The 23809-nt window shown below is 50.0% G+C and carries 18 protein-coding genes; all 18 read right to left on the bottom strand.

What is annotated here, in order from left to right; all coding sequences use genetic code 11:
- Positions 1 to 14 precede the first annotated feature (14 nt).
- The 18 genes from MLD56_RS05515 to MLD56_RS05430 all read right to left on the bottom strand — a co-directional run bounded on the left by MLD56_RS05515 (position 15) and on the right by MLD56_RS05430 (position 23568).
- Positions 15 to 1439, bottom strand: coding sequence for a hypothetical protein (locus MLD56_RS05515; RefSeq protein WP_039269399.1), 1425 nt, complete (start codon positions 1437 to 1439; stop codon positions 15 to 17).
- The gene (locus MLD56_RS05510; RefSeq protein WP_029516074.1) at positions 1427 to 2086 is read right to left on the bottom strand and encodes a hypothetical protein; all 660 of its coding nucleotides are present in this window, start codon (positions 2084 to 2086) and stop codon (positions 1427 to 1429) included. Before MLD56_RS05510 ends, MLD56_RS05515 begins: the two co-directional genes overlap by 13 nt.
- Positions 2087 to 2543: 457 nt before the next feature.
- Positions 2544 to 3455: an AraC family transcriptional regulator gene (locus tag MLD56_RS05505; RefSeq protein WP_029516073.1), complete on the bottom strand. Its 912-nt coding sequence runs from the start codon at positions 3453 to 3455 to the stop codon at positions 2544 to 2546.
- 141 nt (positions 3456 to 3596) lie between these two features.
- On the bottom strand, positions 3597 to 4259 hold the full coding sequence (locus tag MLD56_RS05500; protein ID WP_029516072.1) for a TetR/AcrR family transcriptional regulator: 663 nt from the start codon (positions 4257 to 4259) through the stop codon (positions 3597 to 3599).
- Entirely contained in the window at positions 4252 to 5451 is a 1200-nt protein-coding gene (locus MLD56_RS05495; protein ID WP_029516071.1) for an MFS transporter, read from the bottom strand. Before MLD56_RS05495 ends, MLD56_RS05500 begins: the two co-directional genes overlap by 8 nt.
- A gap of 143 nt (positions 5452 to 5594) precedes the next feature.
- Positions 5595 to 6251: a DJ-1/PfpI family protein gene (locus tag MLD56_RS05490; protein ID WP_039269397.1), complete on the bottom strand. Its 657-nt coding sequence runs from the start codon at positions 6249 to 6251 to the stop codon at positions 5595 to 5597.
- A gap of 211 nt (positions 6252 to 6462) precedes the next feature.
- Positions 6463 to 8301, bottom strand: a complete 1839-nt coding sequence (locus MLD56_RS05485) for an ABC transporter ATP-binding protein (protein ID WP_029516069.1) — start codon at positions 8299 to 8301, stop codon at positions 6463 to 6465.
- Positions 8282 to 10018 (bottom strand): ABC transporter ATP-binding protein, encoded by a 1737-nt coding sequence (locus tag MLD56_RS05480; RefSeq protein ID WP_080658585.1) that lies wholly within the window; start codon positions 10016 to 10018, stop codon positions 8282 to 8284. The genes MLD56_RS05485 and MLD56_RS05480 overlap by 20 nt, the downstream gene beginning before the upstream one ends.
- 241 nt (positions 10019 to 10259) lie before the next feature.
- Positions 10260 to 11396, bottom strand: coding sequence for a homocitrate synthase/isopropylmalate synthase family protein (locus MLD56_RS05475; RefSeq protein ID WP_029516067.1), 1137 nt, complete (start codon positions 11394 to 11396; stop codon positions 10260 to 10262).
- On the bottom strand, positions 11374 to 12138 hold the full coding sequence (locus MLD56_RS05470) for a HesA/MoeB/ThiF family protein (protein ID WP_029516066.1): 765 nt from the start codon (positions 12136 to 12138) through the stop codon (positions 11374 to 11376). The genes MLD56_RS05475 and MLD56_RS05470 overlap by 23 nt, the downstream gene beginning before the upstream one ends.
- A 94-nt stretch (positions 12139 to 12232) precedes the next feature.
- Positions 12233 to 12622 carry a NifB/NifX family molybdenum-iron cluster-binding protein gene (locus MLD56_RS05465; protein WP_029516065.1) on the bottom strand — a complete coding sequence of 130 codons (390 nt, stop codon included), beginning with the start codon at positions 12620 to 12622 and terminating at the stop codon, positions 12233 to 12235.
- Entirely contained in the window at positions 12619 to 13926 is a 1308-nt protein-coding gene (nifN, locus tag MLD56_RS05460) for a nitrogenase iron-molybdenum cofactor biosynthesis protein NifN (protein WP_029516064.1), read from the bottom strand. The genes MLD56_RS05465 and nifN overlap by 4 nt, the downstream gene beginning before the upstream one ends.
- The gene (gene nifE, locus MLD56_RS05455; RefSeq protein ID WP_023987273.1) at positions 13916 to 15277 is read right to left on the bottom strand and encodes a nitrogenase iron-molybdenum cofactor biosynthesis protein NifE; all 1362 of its coding nucleotides are present in this window, start codon (positions 15275 to 15277) and stop codon (positions 13916 to 13918) included. Before nifE ends, nifN begins: the two co-directional genes overlap by 11 nt.
- Before the next feature lie 79 nt (positions 15278 to 15356).
- Positions 15357 to 16886, bottom strand: a complete 1530-nt coding sequence (nifK, locus tag MLD56_RS05450) for a nitrogenase molybdenum-iron protein subunit beta (protein WP_029516063.1) — start codon at positions 16884 to 16886, stop codon at positions 15357 to 15359.
- A complete protein-coding gene (nifD, locus tag MLD56_RS05445; RefSeq protein ID WP_029516062.1) occupies positions 16883 to 18331 on the bottom strand; it encodes a nitrogenase molybdenum-iron protein alpha chain in 1449 nt (482 codons plus the stop codon). The genes nifK and nifD overlap by 4 nt, the downstream gene beginning before the upstream one ends.
- An 88-nt stretch (positions 18332 to 18419) precedes the next feature.
- Positions 18420 to 19286: a nitrogenase iron protein gene (nifH, locus tag MLD56_RS05440; protein ID WP_023987270.1), complete on the bottom strand. Its 867-nt coding sequence runs from the start codon at positions 19284 to 19286 to the stop codon at positions 18420 to 18422.
- A gap of 6 nt (positions 19287 to 19292) precedes the next feature.
- The gene (nifB, locus tag MLD56_RS05435; RefSeq protein ID WP_029516061.1) at positions 19293 to 20792 is read right to left on the bottom strand and encodes a nitrogenase cofactor biosynthesis protein NifB; all 1500 of its coding nucleotides are present in this window, start codon (positions 20790 to 20792) and stop codon (positions 19293 to 19295) included.
- Positions 20793 to 21105: 313 nt separating this feature from the next.
- Positions 21106 to 23568, bottom strand: coding sequence for a rhamnogalacturonan lyase (locus tag MLD56_RS05430; RefSeq protein WP_029516060.1), 2463 nt, complete (start codon positions 23566 to 23568; stop codon positions 21106 to 21108).
- Between the last annotated feature and the right edge of the window lie 241 nt (positions 23569 to 23809).

The raw sequence follows: 23809 nt of genomic DNA, 5'->3' as shown, positions 1-23809 counted from the left end.
GTCTGCTTCCTCCGTCAATTCGTTTTGACTTCGCTGCCAACGACCGATGTGTCACCACCGAGTGTAATATGGCTGCTGCGGCTGGACAGGTTGATTTCCTGACCGGCGGAAATAGTCACCTTTTGCCCCGCCTCCATGTGGATGTTACCGCCTGCCGAAAAATGAATATCTTTGTTGCTCACCATATGAATACCGTCGCCCTGATTCAGCTTGATGAAAACAGCGTCATCCTTGCCGGTAATCACCACCTCGTCCGGTGTCAAGCGGATTTCCTTACCATGTGGCGTTCGGAAAATTTTTACGTCGGGATGCTTCAAATGATTGTGGCCGCCATCCCCCCGATCCTGCCGGACCGAGCTACTCGCGATGCCCTCGTCATCATGCTGGTTCGGGAAATAAATACGCACTTTATCCCCCAGCTCAGGCATCACATACCAGCCACTATGCCCCTCTGCACTATACCCTGTTGCATATGGAAACCAGTGGGCTGTATTTTTGTCCTGCTCCGGGTCGATATCCAGATGCACTTTAACCCGATCACGTTCGACAGCGATCACTTTTCCCTCCAGAGACAGACCCGTCAACTGCTCGTTATAATACGCTTTCTGTCGCAACCCCTTATGTGTCGTCAAGGTATATGTGTGCAGCAGTACTCCCTGCGTCATACGAGTTTGTGCCTCGTATACATATAGCGTTTTGCCACGGAATTGGATTTCATTGCCCAGTTCCAGCACCTGCTCTGTTTCAACGGTATAATCGAGAAAATCCTGCTCGTCCACCGAAGCTGTATCATTGCCTGCAAAGTAGCGATATGCCGAGATTCTTTTGCTTACCGTGTAATGATAATTGTCCAGTTGAACGGCTGTTCCACTTTCCTCAATGCCAAAATAGAACTTTGGGGTATCAAATATGGCCGCGGGCATAAGGGAGGTATGGTAATAGGAAGCCAGCCGCTTGAGAAAAGCCCAATCAGTCTCGCGGTACTGCACCCACATCCGCCCGATCGACGCTCCTCCGGTGGCCGAATCCATGATGTCCAAGCTAGGATAAAGAAGCGAAATACGACGCAGCAGTTCATCCACCTTCATATTTTTGTCCTGAAAAGAACGACTTTGGGGGCGTACATCCAGCCTGTAGGTATGCGACACAGCCTCTACCTCCAGGTAGTACACATCTCGTACCGCCTTCACTTCAATCGCCAGCACTGTTCCGCTAAACAAGGGAACCTCCGTGCCATCCTCAGCCAGCTGCGAGATTCCGACAGGTGAGTCAAATTTGGTCATATCCACATAAGTATCTTTTAGTTCCTCAGGCACGACAGCGGTAAAACGCAACCGAGTGTGGTCGTTCAGCTGCTTGACCAGGTAGAGCTCCTGTACATTGATAAGCTGATAAGGCGTGATTTTCAGATTAGAATAGGTGGTGCTTATCTGCTCCATGTTCCTTCTCCTTCAGCCTCACTAGGCAGGATTTTTAGTGTGGTCATCATACGTTGAGCGACCGGACGCCATGTATCCATACGTTCCTCCGTACAGTTAAATGAGCATATAAGCGCATGCCCTTCCAGAGCTGCAAAAAAGGTCAGATTATACAGACGCGTATTCAAAGCCGGAGTCATAAATTCACAGTATCCGACCCGTCGTCCGTACACCTTGCACACACCGTCTGCATACCATTCCGTCAACTTTTGCGTGTGGTGCAAAATGTAGATCATCTCGCTGGTGAACGCCTCTAGCTCCTCATCCGTCAGTTCGCTTGGTGTCAGGTTAAAAGAAAAATTGATCTCCCCTGTTGGATCGGTCAAAATGAGCGGTGGGCGATAACTCGAAGGATATTTAAGTTCAATCTCCCGCTCACCCATCTCGGTGAAAGTCCGGGGCAACCATATCGAAATTTTGTCGTTCAGCAAAGGACGTTCTGCAAAAGCGATTCGTTCTCCGTCCAGCATCTTAAGTGGATAAAGTTCCAAGCCGCTCTCAGATTCTATGTAATTGTGTAAATCCGATTTCGGGAGACCAGATGCACCCTGTTGTTCCTTCCGTGCAGTATTAATCATGTCTGCAATTTGTTCATCCATATGTCCCATCGACGGTAAAACTCCTTTATATGTTCAATCTCAATATTCATTTCATGGAACTTTATAACATAATTGAATCCAAAGAACCATTTGAATTCCAATTTATACCTTACATTATAGGTATCATACGAAGTGTTTTTGTTATTGTCAATTTATAACTCTTATAAAACAATCAAGATATAAGACCTATTATCATGCATAAAAATGAAAAATTTACTATCATTCAGATTCTTTTTACCCAAAACAAGCATCCATACTTGTGAAAATACGTCTTCATTTTCAAAGAAATAAAGTTAATTCGCCTATGAACATCTTCAATTTAAAATAATCATATGAATTTCAATTCCCAAAAAATGATTCTTTTGAACCTGAATCCAATTGCCTATTTTCAAAATCAAAAAAAGCCTACCTTTTTATCAGGTAAGCTCCACGCGAATATGAATAAATCATAAAACTTCCTATATATTCAGTCCCCTTCCTCCTCCGCATAGTTCCTCACATTGCGCTCTACAGCAGAGCGGTATTCTACAGGGGTTTGGCCTGTGTGCTTTTTGAACAGCATATGAAAATACTGCCTGCTGGCTACGCCTACATAATCGGCAATTTCTTGAATGGGAATGTCCGTTTGCTGAAGAAGCATACGGGCCTTGTCCATTCGCAGCATTGTTAAATACGCGGTGAGTGTTAGCCCCGTATGTTTTTTGAAAATACGGTGCAAATAACCTGGGTGCAGATTCACGGCCGCCGCCATGTCCTTGACCACAATCTCTCGATCATAGTTCAGATGGAGAAATTCAATGCATCGTTTGATGTACATATCCGTTTGCTGCGTGTTGCTGCGCTCTGCCTCTTCCCGTAGACGTGCAATTCGTACTAGCAATTGCATAAAAAGCATCTCTGCCATTGCACCCGGCTGTTCTTTTCGTTGGTCCAGCTCCAGCACGAGACTTTTCAGCGCATAATATACCTCTTCCGGGTCCGATAGTACCAGATACGGGAACGGACGTGACATGAGAGTCGTGACCTCCTGCTCCTCCGTTGCGATTTGTCGGATAGACGGCCCTACCCTCACCCCTTCCGTAAAACCAAACTCTACATTTAGCATCCGGCACGGTTGTACTCCTTCCACCACCAGTCGATGCGGTACACCTGCGTCCAGCATAATAAACTCGCCTTTACGCAGCGCGATGCTTTCTTCCGTGTTCTCTCCCGTTTGTACATCTACCCTGCAAAAGCCGGAAATCATGTACATAATTTCAGTGGAATGATGATCGTGGTAAGACATCGTATAGTCATGCCATTGCTTGTAATAGTAAGCAAAAAAGCGAGGAATATAATCCCCGTCACGTAGCCGTGGCTCAAACAGACTTCCGTTCATCCCCGCACCTCCGTGAAATAGATAAGGCTAATATGACAAGTATATGTAATCGCTCTATTTTCACAGTTTAGCAGACTGAGCCATGTTATTCTATTTCGTCCATTGGACGATCTATAATCCTTTGGAATACAGCAGCGACTTCTACCTAAAGGTAGGGGATTCATCACTTTCTGGACTTAAATACTGAATCAACATCCCCACAAATCGGTTAGCAATTTCTATATCCTCAAGTTCGTTATTCCGTTCGTCCTTGGACGTCAGACTCATTTTCTGGAGTATACCCATCATAGACGTGAAGATAAAATGAGCGGTCTTCAAGGGCTCCGTGTCGGACTTTAATGATCCATCTTGAAATCCAACTTCCAGAGCATCCATCAGGAAATGTCGTTCCTTTCCCCGGCTAACAAAATTGTTGTACTGTTCTTTGAGTTCTTGATTTGAATCATAAGCTTCGTAATGCAGATCGAATAAAAGAATAAACTTGATGTATTCCGGATGTTTCCAAGCGTAATCAATCCATGCATCAAGCATCGAAGTCAGCATCTCCTTACCGCTCATTTCGGCTGAAGGTGCCCTTCTAACAAATTCGGTCATGCTCTCAAGGATTTCCATCTGGACCTCAAAGATCAGTTCGTTCATGGACTGAAAGTGCTTATAGAATGTGACTCGACTTACACCAGCCACGTTGCATACATCCTTAATATTAACTTTGAGAAAGCTTTGCTTCATAAAAAGTTCCTTTGCAGCCGCAATGAGTTCTTCCCGATTTTTGTTTTTCAAATTCTGGTGCCAGTTCTCAGTCATTAACAACCATCCGTTTCTCATTTTTCGATTTTTGTAAGGTTAAGAAAAGGGCAGATGCAAGGATAAGTGCACCAAAAATATAAGGAATATGAATGTGTTTGTCAAACAACAAACCCGCTAAAATGGGTCCCAATATATTGCCTAGGCTGGTATACGTCGTATTCAATCCGGCGGCATATCCTTGGCGATCACCAGCTGAGTTCGCGATCATTGTACTTACGGTTGGCCTTAGGAAGGCATTAAAAGCAAAAAACAGAGCAGATACCGCCAGCAAATAACCTAAATTAATCTTAATGATCATTAACAGTAAAGCGATGGCTGTCATAATCAAAGAGAGACGTATAAGCTTCATCTCACCAAGTCTCTTGATGAGATAATCAAGTAGCCATATCTGTACAACGATGCCTATAATTGCACCAACCGTAATGATCATTGAGATTTTAGTGGCATCAAAACCATATTTTCGTTCCACAAAAAGAGCATACACTGTTTCGTAATTCATCAAACCTAATGTCATGATCAGAATGAGGAGAAGATAACGAAAATAGGATGTCCGAAATGAATTTAGGATTTGGTTGCGAATGGGTTCCCGGCGGACCCAATGGCTAGCGGGTTTTCGTTTTTCCTTGGGTAGTGTCTCTGGCATATACAAGCTAAGCAGCGTAGCAACAAGTCCAAGTCCACCAGCAAAAAAATAGGGCACCCTTATGCCAAACTCAGCGATCATTCCACCTAACCCTGGACCGAGCACCATCCCCAAATTCATGGAAGCACCCAAGTATCCCATTCCTTTAGCTCGGGTTTCAGAAGTGGTAATATCAGCGACGTAGGCCATATTGGAAGGAACCATCAATCCAATACCTATCCCCCCGATAAATCGGGCAATATATAGAAGAGGCAATGTCGTAGATACAGCAAACATGAGATCCGAAATGACCGTTAAAAACAGACCGGTGATGATCATGGATTTTCGACCCCATCTATCCGAAAGCTGCCCACCTAGGGGCGAAAAAATAAACTGTGCTGCTCCAAAAGCGGCAATAAGATACCCCGCAGCAGCTCCTGCCGCATTAAATTGTTTCAGATATTCAGGCAGAATGGGAATTACCATGCCTTGACCTAATAAAGCAATAAACAAATTCAGCATCAGAATGAAAAGTGGAAATGTAGCAGACTTAGGTAAGCTGCTCATGTTTGTAACCCCCTCCAACCATTTACACCATGTAACCCTTTACTATGTGTAAACTATATTAGTTGAAATAGGGGCCATTGTAAATAAAAATACAAATCTATTAAGCCAAGCTAATACCGAGAAGAGATCTTGTTATTCTTGATTTACACATGAGGCTCCCTTTTTGCAAACTCTTGTAACATACCTCTTATTTGTTCTACCAATATAGCAGGTGCTTTCTTGGGTGAACCCGTGTCAAACGGAGGCTGAGGATCGTATTCCAAAATCAGCTGGACTCCTTTACTCATGTCTTCTCCCAATTCCCAAGCTATTAACTGGAGTGCCATATCAATACCAGAGGAGACACCGGCTGCTGTAATGATTTTGCCCTGACGAACCACTCTCTCATCTGTTGGAATGGCTCCAAGAGATTGAAGCAGGTCTAAGGAGCCCCAATGACTGGTGGCTACGGTTCCATTTAACAGGCCTGCGGCGCTCAAAATCAGAGAGCCATTACAAACCGACGTGGTCCATTTCGTAGTTTCATGTATTTGGCGAATCCAGTTTAACGTTTCTTCGTCATTCATTGGAGTTTTATAATTTGGCGGACTGCAGCCTGGAACAACAAGAATATCAGCTGAAGGTACTTCAGAAAAACTGTAATCGGCATGCAAATAACCCATATTTGAGTCCAGTTTGACTAACCCTTTTTTCTTAGCGACAAACTTCACTTCACATTTCAGTGTAGCAGCAAATACATCATATGGACCTATGGCATCTAATGCTGTGATTCCATCGAAAAGCATGATTGCGATTTTCATGATGACTCTCCTTTGAAGTGGGATTTTATTCTTGCACACCCATACTAACATACATATACGGGGTATGGGTATATTTATTATTGTGAAAGCAGTATCTTCATTTCAAACGCCTCTTTAAAAGTACATATCTGTAAAAAGGCATACTTAAAAAGGACCGTCCCCGGGGTAGTCCTTTTAAGTATGCCTGTAAATCTGTTAATCGCGAGCCGGCTTAAGAGCTTTGCTTTCTCAACTGACCATAATATAAGTCGTTGTAAAAGCCTTTATGGGTCAGCAGCTCATCATGAGAGCCCTGCTCCTCCAGACGGCCATCCTTCAAGACCAGAATCCGGTCAGCCTGACGAATGGTATTCAGCCGATGCGCGATGACGAAACTTGTTCGCCCCTGCATGAGCCGCTCCAGTCCTTCTTGTATCTTCATCTCGGTAATGGTGTCGATGCTGCTGGTTGCCTCGTCGAGTACAAGGATGGAAGGGTTGGCCAAAATAGCACGGGCAATAGCCAGCAGTTGTTTTTGCCCTTGACTAATGCCGCTGCCGTTCACTTCAAGCACCTTGTCGTATCCGTCCTTCATCCGCATGATAAAGGAATGGGCGTTGGCCAGTTTCGATGCTTGTTCAACCTCCTCATCGGTGGCGTCCAGTCTGCCGAAGCGGATATTTTCACGAATCGTCCCCTGAAACAGGAAGGAGTCCTGTAGCACAAATGCCATGCGGGAGCGCAAGCTTTCACGCTGTATGGTGGTGATATCGCGCCCGTCCAGCGTAATCGTTCCCTTGTCGGGGCTATAAAATCTGGAAAGAAGCTGAATTAGTGTCGTTTTTCCTGCCCCGGTCGGACCAACCAGCGCGATCATTTCACCAGGTTTGGCTTCAAAAGAGATACCTTCCAGCGTAGCGCTTCCCTCATCATAGCCGAAGGAAACATCCGAAAACCGTACCTCCCCCTTTACATGCTCTACCTCCACTGCGCCGCGTTCATCCTTGGACTCTTCATCTTCATCCAATATTTCAAATACACGCTCAGCTCCGGCAATGGCGGACAGCAGGGTGTTCCACTGGTTAGCCAGATCGTTCAGCGGTCTAGTGAACTGGCGGGCATATTCTACGAATACAATAATTGTACCTATAGTGATGGAGCCTCGAATGGCCAAAATCCCACCGATCCCCGCTACAATAGCAAAGCTGAGATTATTCAGTCCGTTCATCAGCTTCGGTATAAAGCCTGAAATCGTTTGGGCCCAGAAGCCCGACAGCCGAATACGGTCATTGCGCTCAGCAAATCCATGGATGACTCTCTTTTCCTGCGAAAATGCTTTAATAATCTGCTGCCCGGACAGCGTTTCTTCGATGTATCCGTTCAGTTCGCCCACATTCTTCTGGCGTTCCTTATATAAGGGCCCGGTACGACGTGTAATCCAGCGCATCCCGGTAGCCATTAACGGCACCACGATAAAGGTCAGCAGGGTCATCAGCGGGCTTAACCACAGCATCACCGTGAGTGTACCGATTAACGTCAATATGCTCGAAAAAATCTGAATGGCGGAGCTGTTCAGCGTAGAACTGACATTTTCGATATCATTAGTCAGACGGCTCATGATCTCGCCCTGCTGACGTTTGCCGTAAAAAGGAATCGGTAGTCGATGCAAATGTGAAAACAGTTCGAAACGCATGCGGTACACCGTCTCTTGGGCAATCTCAATCATCCAGATATTTTGCAGCCAGGAGGTTAGCGAGTTGAGCAGATATGCAGCCCCTAATCCGATGAGAAAATAAATCCACGTGCGTCCACCCGGACCTTCGAGAAAATCATCTACCGCTACGCCGACCAGATATGGACCCAGCAGAGCTAGCCCGGAGCTGAGCAGTACCATGAACAATACCAGCATCAGTTTGGCCTTACGGCGAGCCAGATAAGCCCATATCCGTCCTAAGGTGCCAGACCAGTTCTTCGCTTTGGCCTTGCGGCGTCCTTCAGCTCCCGCCGGATTTCGCAGCACACCGGACGGCGGTGTAGGCTGACGGAACGGTTCAATGAGTTCCTTGAACATGGGACTCCTCCTTTCCGTATTGTGATTCATAGATACGCCGATATAGATCCGAGCTATCCATGAGATGCTCATGACTTCCACTTGCCATCAGGCGGCCCTCATCCAGCAGTAAAATCTGATCTGCCGATGCGGTCGAGCTGATCTTCTGCGTAATGAGAAATGTCGTGCAGGACAGGCCATCGAGTGCATTCAGTAGTGCTGCTTCTGTCCCTACATCCAGCGCACTTGTGCTGTCGTCCAAAATCAGCACTGCCGGCTGGCGCACCAGTGCGCGGGCAATCGAAAGCCGCTGTTTCTGTCCGCCAGACAGATTGACGCCACGCTGTCCGAGCATCGTGTCATAGCCTTGCGGCAAGCGTTCAATCATATGATGGATTTGCGCCATGCGTGCGGCTTCCTGAATTTGCTTCAGGCTGGCATTCTCCAGCCCCCAAGCAATATTATCCCGAATCGAGCCGGTGAATAGCAGTACCTCCTGAGGGACATAGCCAATAGCCTCTCGTAATATGGACGCATCCAGTTCACGAGCGTCCTTTCCGTCAAAACGCACATGACCTTCATCTTCTTCATACAGACGCGTAATCAACTGCACAAGTGAGGATTTTCCCGAGCCTGTGGCCCCCATAATAGCTATCCGCTCGCCCGGTTGCGCCCTAAAAGATATATCCTTTAGGACAGCCAGATCACTGCCCGGATAACGAAAGCTCACCCGGTCCATTTCCACCTGTCCCTTAATCCGTGTATGATGTGTTGAAACAGACTCCAGCTCTGACCCATCTTCATTAGATGTGTCCAATACCTCACGAATCCGTCCGGTAGATGCAGTAGCTCGGGAAAATACAACAACGATACCTGATAAGGCAGACAAGGCTCCAATCGTCCGCAGTGAATAATTGACGACGGCGACCACCTGTCCTACACTGGCATCCCCAGTGGAAATTTGACCGCGTCCGAACCAAAGTACTGCAATAATCCCTGCATTCATCGTAAATAAAATGAACGGCATCGTCGTTTCTGTCCAGCGTAGAGCGGACACCGTCCCTTTCATCAATTCGCCTCCGTAATGGGCAAAACGTTCGATTTCATGCCGCATCCGCACAAAAACCCGGATGAGTCGGATGCCTGTCAGGTTCTCCTGAATCACTCCATTAACGTCATCCAAGCGACGCTGGACACCCTTAAACAAAGTGACCGTTCGCCGCATCATTACCAGCACAAACACGAACAGCACCGGGGCCATAACCGCCAGTAGCAGCCCAAGCCTGAAATGTACAACCAGTGCCATCACAATACTGCCGATGACCACCAGCGGAACCCGTGTCATAAACCGCAGGCTCATAAACACCGTATCCTGTACTTGCGTGACATCCCCGGTCAGGCGCGTAATCAGTGACGAAGTGGCAAAACGTTTAAACACAGGATATGAAAAGGATTGCACTTTACGATACAGCTTTTCCCGCAAATCATAGCCGAAGCCCTGACTTGCATGTGAAGCAAAAAAAGAGCTGGATATGCCCGCCATAAAAGCGATAACGGCACTCCCCACCAGTACACTGCCCCATAACCAGACGACGGATAAATCTTGCTGCCGGATGCCCTCATCAATGATTTTGGAGATCAAATATGGCTGTGATAGCTCTACCGTCAATTCCAGCAGCATCATCACGAGCGCTGCGATGGCTGGAACCCGATATTTTTTTAGAAAAGAAAACATCATTCCCACAAGCATTCCTCCAATTGCCCATAGCCGTCCTTCCAGATCAGCGTGTAATGGTTATATGAATCAAGACCTACTGTAAAACCATATATACGCACTTTATACAGCACTATATTTTATTATACCCTTCTGAACGGCTTCGTTTAACCAGCAAATTGGAGACTCCGGTTGTGAAATTAAAAGATATGCAAGAAAGCGTTCCAGTCACGGTCACACTTACCGGACGGGAACGCTTTTTCGGTTATTTCGGCAGCTCTGCCGGATAATACTGCAGCCAGCGTCTTAAATCCGCGCTATGGATGACACGCTTGGGATCTTCACCGACTAGGCGAAGCCGCTCCAGCAGGAACTTGATTTCACCGGAGCCTGCCTCGATTCCTTCCTGCTCCAGCATATATTGAACTGCACTTCTGCCCGAATGCTTGCCGAGTACGAAGGAATGGTCAGTGCCCAGCTCAGTCGGATCAAGCGCCTGATAGGCGGCGCGCTCCTTTAGCAGACCGTTGATATGTATGCCGGATTCATGGGCGAATACCATGTCTCCCACAATGGGCTTGCCTTCAGGAATGATTCGGTTGGAGGCTTTGGACACCAGTGCAGCCAGCGGGTTCAGCAGTTCGGGACGGACGCTGCAGGTTCCTTGATATAGGTCCCTCCACGACATCACCACCTCCTCCAGCGCGGTATTACCTGCCCTTTCCCCAAGTCCCGACACCGTGGTACTGGCCCAGACAGCTCCCGCTTGCAAAGCTGCCAGGGTATTGGCAAGCGCCAGGCCATAATCATTATGACAGTGAATCTCAAGCTCCACATCCTGTGGCACGCGCGATACAAGCCTGTCTATACGGGCAGCTATGGCAGCGGGATGGTGAACGGACAGCGTATCGGCATATCTGAAGCGCCGGATGCCATCCCTATAGAGCTGATTCGCCAACTGCTCAAGGAACAGGTCATCTGCCCTTGAAGCATCCTCAAAGCCTACGGAAACAGTCAATCCTTTACACAGAGCGTAATCGACAGACTTGCGGATCAGCTCCGTCACCTGCTCAGGATTCATACCCAGCTTGGACTTCATCTGCACCGTCGACACGGGAACCGAAATATGGGCCCAGCCGACACCTGTCGATTCAGTTGCATCAATATCCGTGAACACCGCGCGATTCCAGGTCATTAGCTTCATCTGAAGTCCGAGAGCAGCAATCCTGGCAATAGACCTGCACTCCGTCTTTCCCATTGCCGGAATTCCGATCTCAGCCTGCTCCACCCCCGCCGAGTCCAGCATGATGGCAATTTCAGTTTTTTCCTCGGCTGAAAAGGCAACGCCCGGAGCCTGTTCTCCGTCACGAAGTGTCGTATCACAAATATGCAACCGACTCATCTGTATCCCCTCCCGTTCCGCAGCACGGACAACGCGGGTTGCGTTTGACCGCTATGGTGCAGCTGCTCATATCCAGCACATTCATACGGTACATGCGGTCAGTGAACAGATTGCCCGCATCTGTAATCCATTTGACCGCTTCCAGTGCAGCCATGCAGCCAATCAAGCCGGAGGTGGCTCCCAGGACCGGGAATCCCAGAGGTTCCCAAGGCTGTCCGCCTTCCGGGTAAAGACATTCCAGGCATGCCGTCTTACCGGGATCAATGGTCATCAATGATACTTCATAGGCGTACATGGCCGCTTCTATCATCGGTCTTCCATGTCGAACACATAGTCTGTTCAGCGCATATCTTTCCGGAAAGTCATATCGTGCATCAATCACGATATCCGACGCTTCTACCCATGGTCCAGAGGATTCTTCCGTGATTCTGTGGGCGTGGCCCTCAAGCTCGGTCTCCGGATTGATACGATGCAAATGCTGTAATGCCGTCTCCATCCGTTCCTCCCCGATTCGTCCGCTGTCCATCAGCACCTGCCGGTTCATATCGGGCAGATGGATTACGCCCTCATGGGCCAATATCAGCTTTCCTACTCCGGCAGCGGCCAGGTACATGGCCGCTGCCCCTCCCAATCCTCCGATGCCTGCAACCATAACCGTAGCCTGCTTTAGCCTGTTCTGACCTTCCACTCCCAGCAGCTTCAACTGGCGTCCGTATCTACTGTCTTCCAGCAGTTGTACCATTCGTCCACCCCCTCCATGTGCGGCTCCCGCCTTTAAGATATTCGGTCTGCAGGATCTTAATACCCTATATGGTTGCTCTTCCTTACAGGAGGGCTCATGATTCGGCTTTGCCGCTGCCCTCCTCAGCATGCAGGATTTTGGCAAGCCACATGGGCGGATTGCGAGTCAGCATATTCTGGAGACGCTGGACCTGCTCCTCAATGGTGCTACCGAAGGCCACCTTCACAGGCATAATGGTCCGCTTGGTAACCTGTGCGGCGGCGGAAGCGCCAATCTGTACCAGGAAGATCAAGGCACAATCCTCGATCAGGCCAATTCGGCTGGCGATCTTGCCCGCCTCATTCTCATCGCTCCCCAGGGCTATCCGCCGATGCTCCAGGAACTGGACGCCTGAGTGCCGGATTTCGAATATAGTGAACATGGGACTCTGCCCAAAATGAGCATTCACAAGCACGCCGTCTTCCGTCGCAAATGCAACCTTCATCCTCCCCTCCCCCTCTCGGCAAGCAATACATTGCCTACTTTGTTCACCCACTCCATGGTTCCACGGTATCCGACGCTTACGGATGTGTGGGCGCCTAGCTCGTCATACACCGGCAAGCCTGCCGGTACGAATGAGGCCCCAGCCCGTGCCGCTCCCTTTCTTCCATGTGAGTTGCTGATCCACAAATCAACACCCTGCGCGCTCTCCTCTGCATCATCCAGGTCACCGATCCAGACTTCCCGTTCTGTCTTTTGCAGTGCGGGCGTGCTGCAGGGTGTAATTAGCCGCTTCAGTTCCACTCCCATCTCCTCCAGCCAGGCTGCGGTCGACAGCATATGATCCGGTTCTAGCGCCACTACAGCCGAAGCGCCAGAATAATAGAAATGGGCATCCAGCATGCTGTCCAACAGATTTTCACGCTGCCAACGGAAGCGAACGGGGGCTGGCTCGCGGCTGATTTTCTGCAGAAAATGTATGAACGCATCACTCGCGGCCAAGCCAGACAGACCAGCGAACAAGTGGTAGGGAATACCTGCAGCATGAGTCAGCCTGCGCGCCGGACGCTCCATGCTCGCGCCAATGGCAATGGTGCAGGAAGACTCCAGCATCTGGCAGGCTGAATCCAGCGGAGTCCCCCCTCTCGTCAAAGGGGAAAAGCCTGTCAGCAGGTGACCGGACAAGGAAGTGGAAATATCGGGGAGCGTAATAACCTCCAGGCCGAAGGAAGCGATAATATCCTTGATTTCCATGACATCTCCGGCAGTCAGATAAGAAGCCGGCAGCAGATTGACCTGCGTCCGGCGCTGTTTTTTGGGGGACTTGCCCCCGGCCAACCCGAGTACGGCATCCATTAGTGACTCTACTGTACTGCTGTAGCCCGTCTCCAGAGAGCCGTGAAAATCAGGCAGCGATACAGAAAACAGCAGACTGTCCTTCAATGCCCGTTCTCGCTTGAACGCCTTTACCCTAGACTGAAAGTCAACGCCTGCCACCTCAGTGAGGGCCGTGCTGATAACGCCGATGACATCTGGATGGTGTTTGGACCAGATATGATCCAGCGCCTCCTCCAGATTCCGGTCTGCATCAAATATAACGTCCATCTCTTGCAACGCAGAGGTCTGAACGGCAATCGGCTCTCGAAAATGGCGAGTCAGCAGCGCCTTGGAGAAGGCCGAGCAGCCCTGAGCGCCGTGCAGCAAAGGCATTGAGCGATACATCCCCTGCAGAGCCAGCACGCCGCCCAAAGGCTGTCCTACCTTGAGCGGGTTGACACTGACAGGCTTCGTGGCGGATTTAATCAGCAAATTCCGTCTCCTCCTCCCATGGAGCCAATTTGGCGGTCAGCTCCCATACTGGATGCTGCAGCGTATGCACAAGCTGTTTCGCCAGAGACAACAGCCCGTCATAGCCCGCATAGGCTTTGTGCCGCTCTTGATTGATGTCCACAAAAGGAATCTGTTCCTTAAGCGCCATATACATGTTCCGGCCTCCGGCAATGACCATGTCTGCCTTGCGGCTCCGTACGGTCTTGAGAATCTGCCGGGCGCCTCCTTCCGGGATGTATTCTGCATCATCCCCGATACGGTCAGCAATCCGGGATACATCCTCGGCAGTGCTCTTGTTCGTGCCTACACCAACCACCTTTATGCCCAGCTCCTGCAAAGCCGTAATGACAGACCAGCTCTTTACACCCCCGGTATAGAGCACTGCCCGCTTTCCTTTCAGCTGCTTGCGGTAGGGCTCCAGCTCCAGCGATAGCCTCATTTCCTCCCGTGCGGCCAGCTTATCCACCCGTCGCTCCACATCACGATCTCCGGTCAGGTAAGCCATCTGCCGCAAGGAATAACTCGTCTCCTTTGCTCCATAAAATGAACCTTCAAAATAAGGAATGCCGTATTTACGCTCCATTTGGACTGCCAGACCCAGCAAAGCCCGGCTGCATACGACCATGTTGGCCTTGGCACGGTGCGCCCAGCCCACCTCGCGGAACCGACCGTCCCCGGTAATTCGGGACAGGATACTCATTCCCGCCTGCTGCATCAGCCGCTCGATATGCCACATCTCGCCCGCAATATTGTATTCCCCAATGAGATTGATATCATGGGAGGTTGTCTGTTCCGGCTCGGTGCTGCCGATAATATGCTGGAACAGCACATCTCCGGCCAGCCGGGTTCCGAGATTCTTACTGCCCACAAATCCCGGACTGTTCACCGGAATGATCGGCGTCCCCAGCCGCTCCGATTCAGCCTTGCAAACCCCCTCGATATCTTCACCAGTGAGGGCTGTGACACATGTGGTATAGACAAACACAGCGGGAGGAGCAAAGCGGCTGACAATGTAGCGGATCGATTCATGCAGCTTCTGTTCACTACCAAAAATGATGTCCTGTTCTCCAAGATCAGTAGTGAAGCCATAAGCCGACAGCTCTGGGCCGCTGGACAGACTGCCTCTGCTCTCCCAGCTATTGCCGAGACACGCAATTGGCCCGTGCACCAGATGAGCCGCATCTGCAATGGGGATCAGTGTAATCTGGGCCCCGTCAAAGGAGCAGCCACCCGAAGCCTCTCCCGGCACAGGCCGGGGACAGGGCGTGCTTTTGGGAATTTTATTGCCGCAGGATACCTCCAGCCTTCCGTTAGACACAGCCGGCTCCATCCACACACCCCCTTATTTCAGATAGAATCCATTGAAATCACAAGCCAAGCTGTCAACTTCCTTCTACGCGATACAGCAATTAGCGCACCAGATCAAAGCTATGATCCGGAGCCTGCTCCTCCATGACATCTAGTATGGTATTCACGAATTGGGTGAGCAGATTCAGCGCACCCTGGTAGCCGATAATCGGATAACGATGCAGATGATGCCTGTCGAAGATCGGAAAGCCTACACGAAGCAAAGGAATTTCCGCCTCTTTCGCTGCAAACTTCAGATGGGAGCTGCCAATAGCCAGGTCCACCGGGTCCTGGAACAGCAGCGAACGCATATGCCACAAATCCTGACCGGAATGAACCGTGGCTTCTGCACCGTAAGGGCTGGACTTCAGCAGAAGCTCTGCTTCCTTCTCAAATTTTCGGTCCCCATTGGAGCAAACAATATGCACCGGCTCCATGCCCAGCTCCAGACAAAAGCCAATCAAGCCGATGAGCATGTCCGGGTCTCCTGCCATAGCCACTCGTTTGCCGTGCAGATAAGCATGTGAATCCATCATGGCATCCACAATTCGGGCGCGCTCCTGCTTCAATGCCTCGGGAATTTCCCTTCCAGACAGGCGGCTAATCTCCTCAAGCAAGCGATCTGTAGCCCGGATGCCCAGCGGTGTGGAGATGGAGGACACCTGCTGCCCCCAGGTTTGCTTCATATAGCCTAGTGTTTTACGAAGAGAGTACTGCTGAATCGCCAACGTGCCGGCAGCATCTGCGGCCTTAGGCACATCCTCAAGCGGCGTTCCCCCGTAATAGTAGCTGTACTCTCCAGTGGCCCCTGAATCAAAATTACTGCTGTGGTCACCCAGAATGGTATACGTAGCGCCGAACATCCCCAGCATGCGCCGCATTTCCGCAAAATTGCCCGTATACCCGTCAAACCCGAGCAGTACATTCAGCTTCAATTCATGACCAGGCTGCGCCGTCCGGCCTGACTTGTTATACAGCGTCTCCAGTACAGAGCGCAGCATGGCGTCATAGCCTGTAATATGTGAACCAGAGAAGCTGGGGGTATTGGCAAAAGGAACTGGCATATCCTCAGGAAGGACTCCCTCCTGACGGGCATTGGCCAGGAAGGCAGACAGATCATCCCCGATCACCTCTGCCATACAGGTCGTGCATACCGCAATCATCTCCGGCTGATACAAGGCAATGCAGTTCTCTATACCGTCAATGAGGTTGCGCATGCCGCCGAATACGGCGGCATCCTCGGTCATCGAGGTGGAGACGGCAGGAACAGGCTCTTTGAAGTGGCGGGCAAGATGACTGCGAAAATAAGCCGTACAGCCCTGTGAACCATGAATGAACGGGAGCGTTTTTTCGAAGCCCAGTGCAGCCATAACCGCTCCCAGCGGCTGACAAGCCTTGGCCGGATTCACGACTACGGCTGTACGGGCAAAATTCTTGTCTTTGTATTCCTTGGTCTTGGTGTACTCCAGGGTGTCGGTAACCTCCTCCGGCGAACATGGGGCCTCGAAGGCTCGTTTTTCTTCACGCTGGCGCACATATTTATCCTGCCGAAACAGCTGATTGTGATCGACAATATTCGGACGCTCGCTCATACCGGCACCTCCGCAGTCTGCCGTGAGGGCAGCAGGCTCCATACTGGACTGTTTATGGTCATATCCATATCACGTGCAAAAATCTTAAAGCCGTCAAAACCATGATAAGGCCCGCTGTAATCCCAGGAGTGCATTTGACGGAAGGGAATGCCCATTTTGTGATACACGTATTTCTCCTTGACTCCGGCGCCCATTAAGTCAATATTCAGCCGCTGGGCCAGTTCCTCCAGCTCATATGCCGTTGGATCATCGTACAGAATGGTGCCTTCTTTTACATCGGGAAACGTCTTTTCGTAATCATCCTTATGGGCAAATTCATAGCCTGTAGCCACAATTTCCATACCCAGATCCTCATAGGCCCCGATGGTATGCCTTGCCCGCAGCCCGCCAATCAGAAGCATCACCTTTTTACCTTCCAGACGTGGGCGATATTTACGGATGACCGCCTCCATCTGCGGCATATATTGGGCGATGACCTGCTCACATTTTTCCTGAATCGTCTCGTCGAAGCGGGCAGCAATCGCTCTGAGGCTCTCCATCGTCTTGGTCGGGCCGAAGAAGTTATATTCCATCCAGGGAATTCCGTATTCCTGCTCCATTGTTGTGCACATATAATTCATGGAACGATGACAATGGATCAGGTTGAGCTTGGATTTATGCGCAATCCCCAGCTCATTGATCGTACCGTCACCCGACCACTGCGCTATGACCCGCAGTCCCATTTCCTCCAGCAAAATGCGCGACGCCCAGGCATCACCGCCGATATTGTAGTCTCCGATAATGGAGACATCATAAGGCCCGCACTCCTTCAGTTCTCGGCGCCCCATTAGAAAATCGCGGATAGCATCATTGGCAATGTGATGGCCCAGAGACTGACTCACCCCGCGAAAGCCCTCACAGCGTACAGGAATGACCGGAATGCCCAGCTCCTCTGTCATCTTCTTGGCCACGGCCCCGATATCATCACCAATCAGTCCGACCGGACATTCAGATTGCACGGAGATACCCTTAGCCAGCGGGAACATCTCCTTAATTTCCCTGCAGATCACCTCCAACTTCTTATCTCCACCGAACACGATATCTTTTTCCTGAAAATTGCTTGTAATCTGCATGGCGGTAAAATTATCGATTCCCAATATCCCATTCGCATAATTGCGTCGGGTACCCCAACTGTACTGTCCGCAGCCGATGGGACCATGGCTAATGTGCACCATGTCTTTAATCGGGCCCCATACCACACCCTTGGAGCCTGCATAAGCACAGCCCCTTGCTGTCATGACGCCAGGCCGTGATTTCATGTTGGACTTGATGGAACAGGTTCCGCAGTTCACAAGCTCCTCATCCGCGATCTCAAAATGCTTGGTCCGATCCTTCTTGGCCTTCTTGGGATATACCTCCAGTATCTCCTCTACGATCTGCTTACCCTTATCCACAATACTGCTCATTTGGCCTATTCCTCCCTCCTGCGAGCTGCGCGTTCAGCTCCTCCCATCATTACACGATGGTTCCGTCATTAAGCCTTCTGGCTACAGCCTACTGCCCGGACGCCTCAGCTTTGTTAATTGCGGTTTCTTCATCCTCAATAATGCCGAATTCCATCAATAGATCCTCCAGATCTTCCATGGAAATGGGCGTGGGAACCGTTAGCATGTCATTATTCAAAATCTTACCTGCCAGCTCTTCATACTCCGCAGCCTGCTTATGTTCCGGGTTATATTGGGTAACGGTCATACGGCGCAGCTCAGCGTGCTGCACAACATTGTCACGCGGCAAAAAGTGGATCATCTGCGTGTTCAATCTTCTTGCAAGCTCTGTGATCAATTCCGCTTCCAGGTCCGTATTCCGGCTGTTGCAGATTAAGCCGCCCAAACGCACCCCGCCGCTGTTGGCATACTTCAAGATCCCGCGCGCAATATTGTTGGCAGCGTACATAGCCATCATCTCGCCTGAGCATACGATGTAGATTTCCTGCGCCTTCTTCTCCCGGATCGGCATGGCGAACCCCCCGCACACGACGTCCCCCAGTACATCGTAGGAAACGAAATCCAGCCCTTCGTAGGCCCCCTCTTCCTCCAGAAAATTAATGGCTGTGATGATACCGCGTCCTGCACAGCCGACACCGGGCTCTGGCCCGCCGCATTCCACGTTCAGAATATCACCGAAGCCCTTCTGGACAACATCCTCCAGTTCCAAGTCCTCCACCGTACCCCTTTCAGCTGCCAGATGCAGTACGGTCTGTTGGGCCTTCGTATTCAAAATAAGACGGGTGGAGTCTGCCTTGGGATCACAGCCTACGATCATAATTTTTTGTTTGAATTTGGTCGCAAGTTGAGCCAGTGTATTCTGCGAGGTTGTCGATTTGCCGATACCGCCCTTACCGTAAAACGCAATTTGTCTCATATTTTCTCAGCCTCCAAAATGTTCAATGGGTAAATCCGAATGATTGCCCTTAACTCCCTTATTACGCTTACTTCCCTTACCCGTCTGCACAGGATACATATAACGCAGAAATTTTACATATTCCAGAACGGACTCCTCAATATCCCCGCCGCACACAATAGGCAGCACGCCCGCTTCCTGCAATGCCTCTTTGGGGGCTTCGCCTATGCCGGACGACAGCAGCAATGCACAATCATGTACCATGGAAAGGATCTCCTTGATCGTCTCGGCCTTATCTCCATTGCAATCGGCTTTCCCGTGACAGTAGGATTGCACCTTACGAATGCCTATGAAATTTACGATGGTCCCGTCGCTTTCATAGATCATAAATTCCTTGGCACGACCGAAATGCTGATTCACCTTCCCTCCACCACGACTAGCCACAGCGATTAAGACCGGCTTTGAGGTAAAGCTCGCTTCAGGCTTATCCCCAGATAACGGGCAGCTACAACCAGCACCGGTTGACGGTTGTTTGTGGTGCGATTGTCCCTCCTTGCGTTCCATTCTCACTCTCACCTTCTCATCCAGTTCTTTCTGAAATTGTGCCCTTGCCTCTTCATCCATGGGAGGAGCAGCAGCAATGTTCTCCCATGTAAAATCCTGATTGCGATCCTCGCCCAGCAGTCCAATCGCATCCGCCCTGCACTGACGGCAATGGCGCATAATGACAGCTCCCGCTTCAGCACATTGCTCCTGCAGCTGCCGGACCAGACGGGGACGGGGTGCCCGCATCCCTTCCTGCTCATATCGGCTACCAGGTGCGATGATGAGCGGCATAATGTTGTGCAGCACCGCGCCGTGCTCCTTGACCACCCTCGCTACCTCCGGCAGATGGGCATCATTGACTTCGGGAATCAGCACCGAGTTCACCTTGCACAATACACCTCTCGAAGCCAGCATCTTCAAGCCTGCCAGCTGGCGGTCAATCAACAGTCGTGCGGCCTCCTCACCCGCATAGCGTTTTCCTTCATCGTAGACCCATCCATAAATGCGGCTCCCCACCACTGGATCTACAGCATTGATCGTGATCGTGACATGCGAAATACCCAACTCTACAATCCTGTCGATATGCCTGATCAAAGTAAGGCCATTCGTGCTGAGACAGAATATGACGTCCTTAACTGTCTCACGGACCCGGCGGAAGGTATCGAAGGTTGCCTCCGCATTGGCCAGCGGATCTCCAGGTCCCGCAATGCCGACAACGGACAGCTGCATCAGCTGTGCCGCTACGCCATAGGTCTTGCTCGCCGCCTGCTCCGGCGTAAGCAGTTCACTAACAACGCCGGGACGGCTTTCATTGACGCAATCGAATTTGCGGTTGCAATAATGGCACTGAATATTGCATGCCGGGGCTACTGGAAGATGAATGCGCGCAAAATAGCGATGTGCCTCTTCGTTATAACAGGGATGTCGTCTGAGAGTTTCTAATGCTAAGGGGGTTTCCGAGAGATCAGCTAAAGAGTCCATTCATTCCCTCCTCTCTACGTTATATTCCCTTACATAAATCTCTGTTTTTGTCTGGAATATAATTACATCTTAGAGACAGGGACAAATACAGTCAATTCACTTCTCCATGAAATCCCTGACATTTATCCTCAATTCACATATGTGTCAAATTTTACGTCAAGTAATATATCGTACACTTTACATGTGCGCGGTTACATTTCATATTCTCAATAACATCAAGACGTAAAAAAAGAGAGTCCGTAAATACGGCTCTCCTTTTGAGATAAGAAACTTTAATTTTTTATTATATATTTTGGGAAATAGTCTCCGCTTATCATTCCTTCACATCTATTTTCGTCCCATCGACTATCGTTCCATCGACTATCGTTCCATCGACTTCTTTTTCATCTACCTCTGCTGCCTCTACTTCATCCGCTTCGTCACTGCTCTCTTCCTCTATTAAGGCTTTTGGCGTGTAGAGCTTGGGAATCGGCACATTCGCCCAATCCATATCGGATGCAAAATAAAAGCTCGTGTAGGACGGCTGGTTATACCCGGTATTTTGACGCGCCACATCCGTGCGATACTGCGGATCATGCATCAACGTGTACAATTTATGCGTCGTAGGTTCTGTGCTCAGATAGATACGGATGGCTGAGCTATCCGCTGTACGGACGAGCATTTCCTCCCGCCAATCTCCGAAAATGTCGGCTACCAGCGATGGAGTTCCTTTCGTATAGTTATTCGTTTTGGTTCCAGTAGCGGTCAGCAATGTACCTCGTTTCCAATCCTCAATGGTTGGGGTTACATCAATTGCGCCGTTTACGATTTGTGTGGTCATATCAGCTGCCCATTTGATACTCATATTGGTACCCGGCATCTTCGTATCCAGTTGTTTGCCCGCTGCGGTCCACAGGCCTATGGCCCAGGTCTCCAGACCTCGCTGATCCGGGTCTATGTCACCGACCATTCCCCGACCTGTATCCTTGCCGGAATATGCGCCGTAAATGATTTCACCTGTTTTGGCATCCCGCAAAGAATAGCCATATGGAGCGTAAGTGCCACCTTCATGTACCATAAAGATTTCTTTGCCGGGGCGATCCGGGTCAATATCGGTTACATGCAGTGCATCGCCGTGCCCCAATCTGGCGGTTTGACCCGGAGTTGCACTTTCAGGAGGCATGACATCAAATGAGCTGTACAACAGGCTGCCATCATGGTCAATCGTGGCGGAACCGTATACGATTTCGTCCTTGCCGTCACCGTCCACATCCACCACGCTCAAAGAATGCGCTCCCTGTGTGGTCAAGGTGCCAAATTTCGGGTCCGTTCCATCACGCCCGTGCGGACCATCGTTAAATGGATTGGTCATTGGTGTCCAGCCACTGTCCACCATCCAATGTTTTTGGAGATGGCGACCATCCCATGTGTAGGTGGCCAAAGTGGAACGCGTATAATAGCCGCGTGCAAATACGGCATACGGCTTGCGGCCGTCCAGATAGGCCACACCTGCCAGGAAGCGGTCTACACGGTTGGCGGGTTCAATTCGGGCCATGGCGTAGTCGCCCCACATGAGGCCATCGTCATGACGCTCCGGCTCATAGCGGACGGTATCCAGCTCAGCTCCCGTTTTCCCCTTGAAAATTGTCAAATACTCTGGTCCATCGACAATAAAGCCCTCGAACTCTCTCAGCTTGTTTTTGTCGCTCCGTGATGGTGCATATACATCCATAAAGTAGTCTGTCAGGCTTTCCGCATCCTTTCGGGATAACGGATAACTGTACTTCGGAGCGATGCCAAAGCATTCCTCCAGCGTAGCAGGCCATTGTCCCTTGACCACTTCTTCATGCTTCGTCCAGTTCATGAACATGTTCACCACATGCTCATAATAATCCGAACGACTCAAACGGTAATCGTCCTCATGTGTAATCCCTGCTTTGCGATCCTCACGTGGCAGAGTAATATACTTTTCTTTTTTCGCCTTGCCCTTCTTATCAAAAGAAATCGTTTTGGTCCCTGGAGCCGTTTTGAACATCAGCTCGGCTTTACCATCGCCGTCAAAATCGTACACCATCATCTGTGTATAATGCGCACCTGATCGAATATTCACGCCTAGGTCGATCCGATACAGCAGCTTGCCTTCGGCCGTATACGCATCAACATACGTATTTCCGGTATACCCCTTCTGAGATACATCTTTGGAGTTCGACGGGTCCCATTTTACAAAAAATTCATATTGTCCGTCTCCATCCACATCCCCCACACTCATATCGTTGGCCGAATACGTATAGGATTCACCTGCGGGTGTTACCCCATCGGCAGGCTTTTGGAGAGGAAGTTCATAGTAACCCTGCTGCCATGGCTTCACTTTAGCGCTACGATCCTTTTCCCGCCCATTAACGACTGAAGCCACTCTGTATACTGATTTACCATTCCCTTCCTTATCCACATAGTTGGTACTGTCGGTCACTGTCGCAATCTTCTTACCGTCACGGTATACGTTGAAGTCCGCTCCTGTCAGCCCCGTTGAACCGTAACCGTTCACTTCTTGAGCCAATAACCGCCAGCTTAAAAAGACCCCTTCCTGCGTCACCGCAGCTACCAGTCCGCGATCCAACTTTTCCAGCTGAATGCTACCGCTACGGTTCTGTTCAACTGCAATGGCTGATTCCGCCTGTAGTGTCGGTTCGGACAAATCTTCCGCAGCCACTCCTCCAGTCGTGCCCGTCATCGCCAGCATGGTTGCCAGCGCAGCGGTCAAGGTTCCCTTTCGCCATGCGCCTTTCCTTTGAGCCATTCAAGTCGTCCTCCTCAATTGTATTGTGATGACAAGCAAGTACGCCAAAATGATTGCGCTTACATAAATTAAATTCCCTATTATTATAGTTTTGCCGTTCCTTCAAACGCGTTTAAATATCCGAGGATTTCCCTACACAAATCCGTGTTGTTTACTCATTCCAAATAAAACAGCCCCCACCAAGGCTGTATGAAAACGGCATGTCGAGGGCTGAAGATAGGTCTAAATATTCGCATAAACG

This window comes from Paenibacillus peoriae (genome assembly GCF_022531965.1).
Classification (GTDB): domain Bacteria; phylum Bacillota; class Bacilli; order Paenibacillales; family Paenibacillaceae; genus Paenibacillus; species Paenibacillus polymyxa_D.
This window is presented reverse-complemented; position numbering and strand designations above follow the sequence as displayed.

Bases quoted from the DNA above. Each gene is read 5' to 3' on its own strand.
- MLD56_RS05485 (WP_029516069.1), bottom strand. From the start codon at position 8,301: ATGTTCAAGGAACTCATTGAACCGTTCCGTCAGCCTACACCGCCGTCC.
- nifD (WP_029516062.1), bottom strand. From the start codon at position 18,331: ATGAGCAGTATTGTGGATAAGGGTAAGCAGATCGTAGAGGAGATACTG.
- MLD56_RS05465 (WP_029516065.1), bottom strand. From the start codon at position 12,622: ATGAAGGTTGCATTTGCGACGGAAGACGGCGTGCTTGTGAATGCTCAT.
- MLD56_RS05500 (WP_029516072.1), bottom strand. From the start codon at position 4,259: ATGACTGAGAACTGGCACCAGAATTTGAAAAACAAAAATCGGGAAGAA.
- nifK (WP_029516063.1), bottom strand. From the start codon at position 16,886: ATGAGCGAGCGTCCGAATATTGTCGATCACAATCAGCTGTTTCGGCAG.
- MLD56_RS05480 (WP_080658585.1), bottom strand. From the start codon at position 10,018: ATGATGTTTTCTTTTCTAAAAAAATATCGGGTTCCAGCCATCGCAGCG.
- nifH (WP_023987270.1), bottom strand. From the start codon at position 19,286: ATGAGACAAATTGCGTTTTACGGTAAGGGCGGTATCGGCAAATCGACA.
- MLD56_RS05510 (WP_029516074.1), bottom strand. From the start codon at position 2,086: ATGGGACATATGGATGAACAAATTGCAGACATGATTAATACTGCACGG.
- MLD56_RS05495 (WP_029516071.1), bottom strand. From the start codon at position 5,451: ATGAGCAGCTTACCTAAGTCTGCTACATTTCCACTTTTCATTCTGATG.
- nifB (WP_029516061.1), bottom strand. From the start codon at position 20,792: ATGGACTCTTTAGCTGATCTCTCGGAAACCCCCTTAGCATTAGAAACT.
- MLD56_RS05505 (WP_029516073.1), bottom strand. From the start codon at position 3,455: ATGAACGGAAGTCTGTTTGAGCCACGGCTACGTGACGGGGATTATATT.
- MLD56_RS05515 (WP_039269399.1), bottom strand. From the start codon at position 1,439: ATGGAGCAGATAAGCACCACCTATTCTAATCTGAAAATCACGCCTTAT.
- MLD56_RS05470 (WP_029516066.1), bottom strand. From the start codon at position 12,138: ATGGTACAACTGCTGGAAGACAGTAGATACGGACGCCAGTTGAAGCTG.
- nifE (WP_023987273.1), bottom strand. From the start codon at position 15,277: ATGGAGCCGGCTGTGTCTAACGGAAGGCTGGAGGTATCCTGCGGCAAT.
- MLD56_RS05430 (WP_029516060.1), bottom strand. From the start codon at position 23,568: ATGGCTCAAAGGAAAGGCGCATGGCGAAAGGGAACCTTGACCGCTGCG.
- MLD56_RS05475 (WP_029516067.1), bottom strand. From the start codon at position 11,396: ATGAGTCGGTTGCATATTTGTGATACGACACTTCGTGACGGAGAACAG.
- MLD56_RS05490 (WP_039269397.1), bottom strand. From the start codon at position 6,251: ATGAAAATCGCAATCATGCTTTTCGATGGAATCACAGCATTAGATGCC.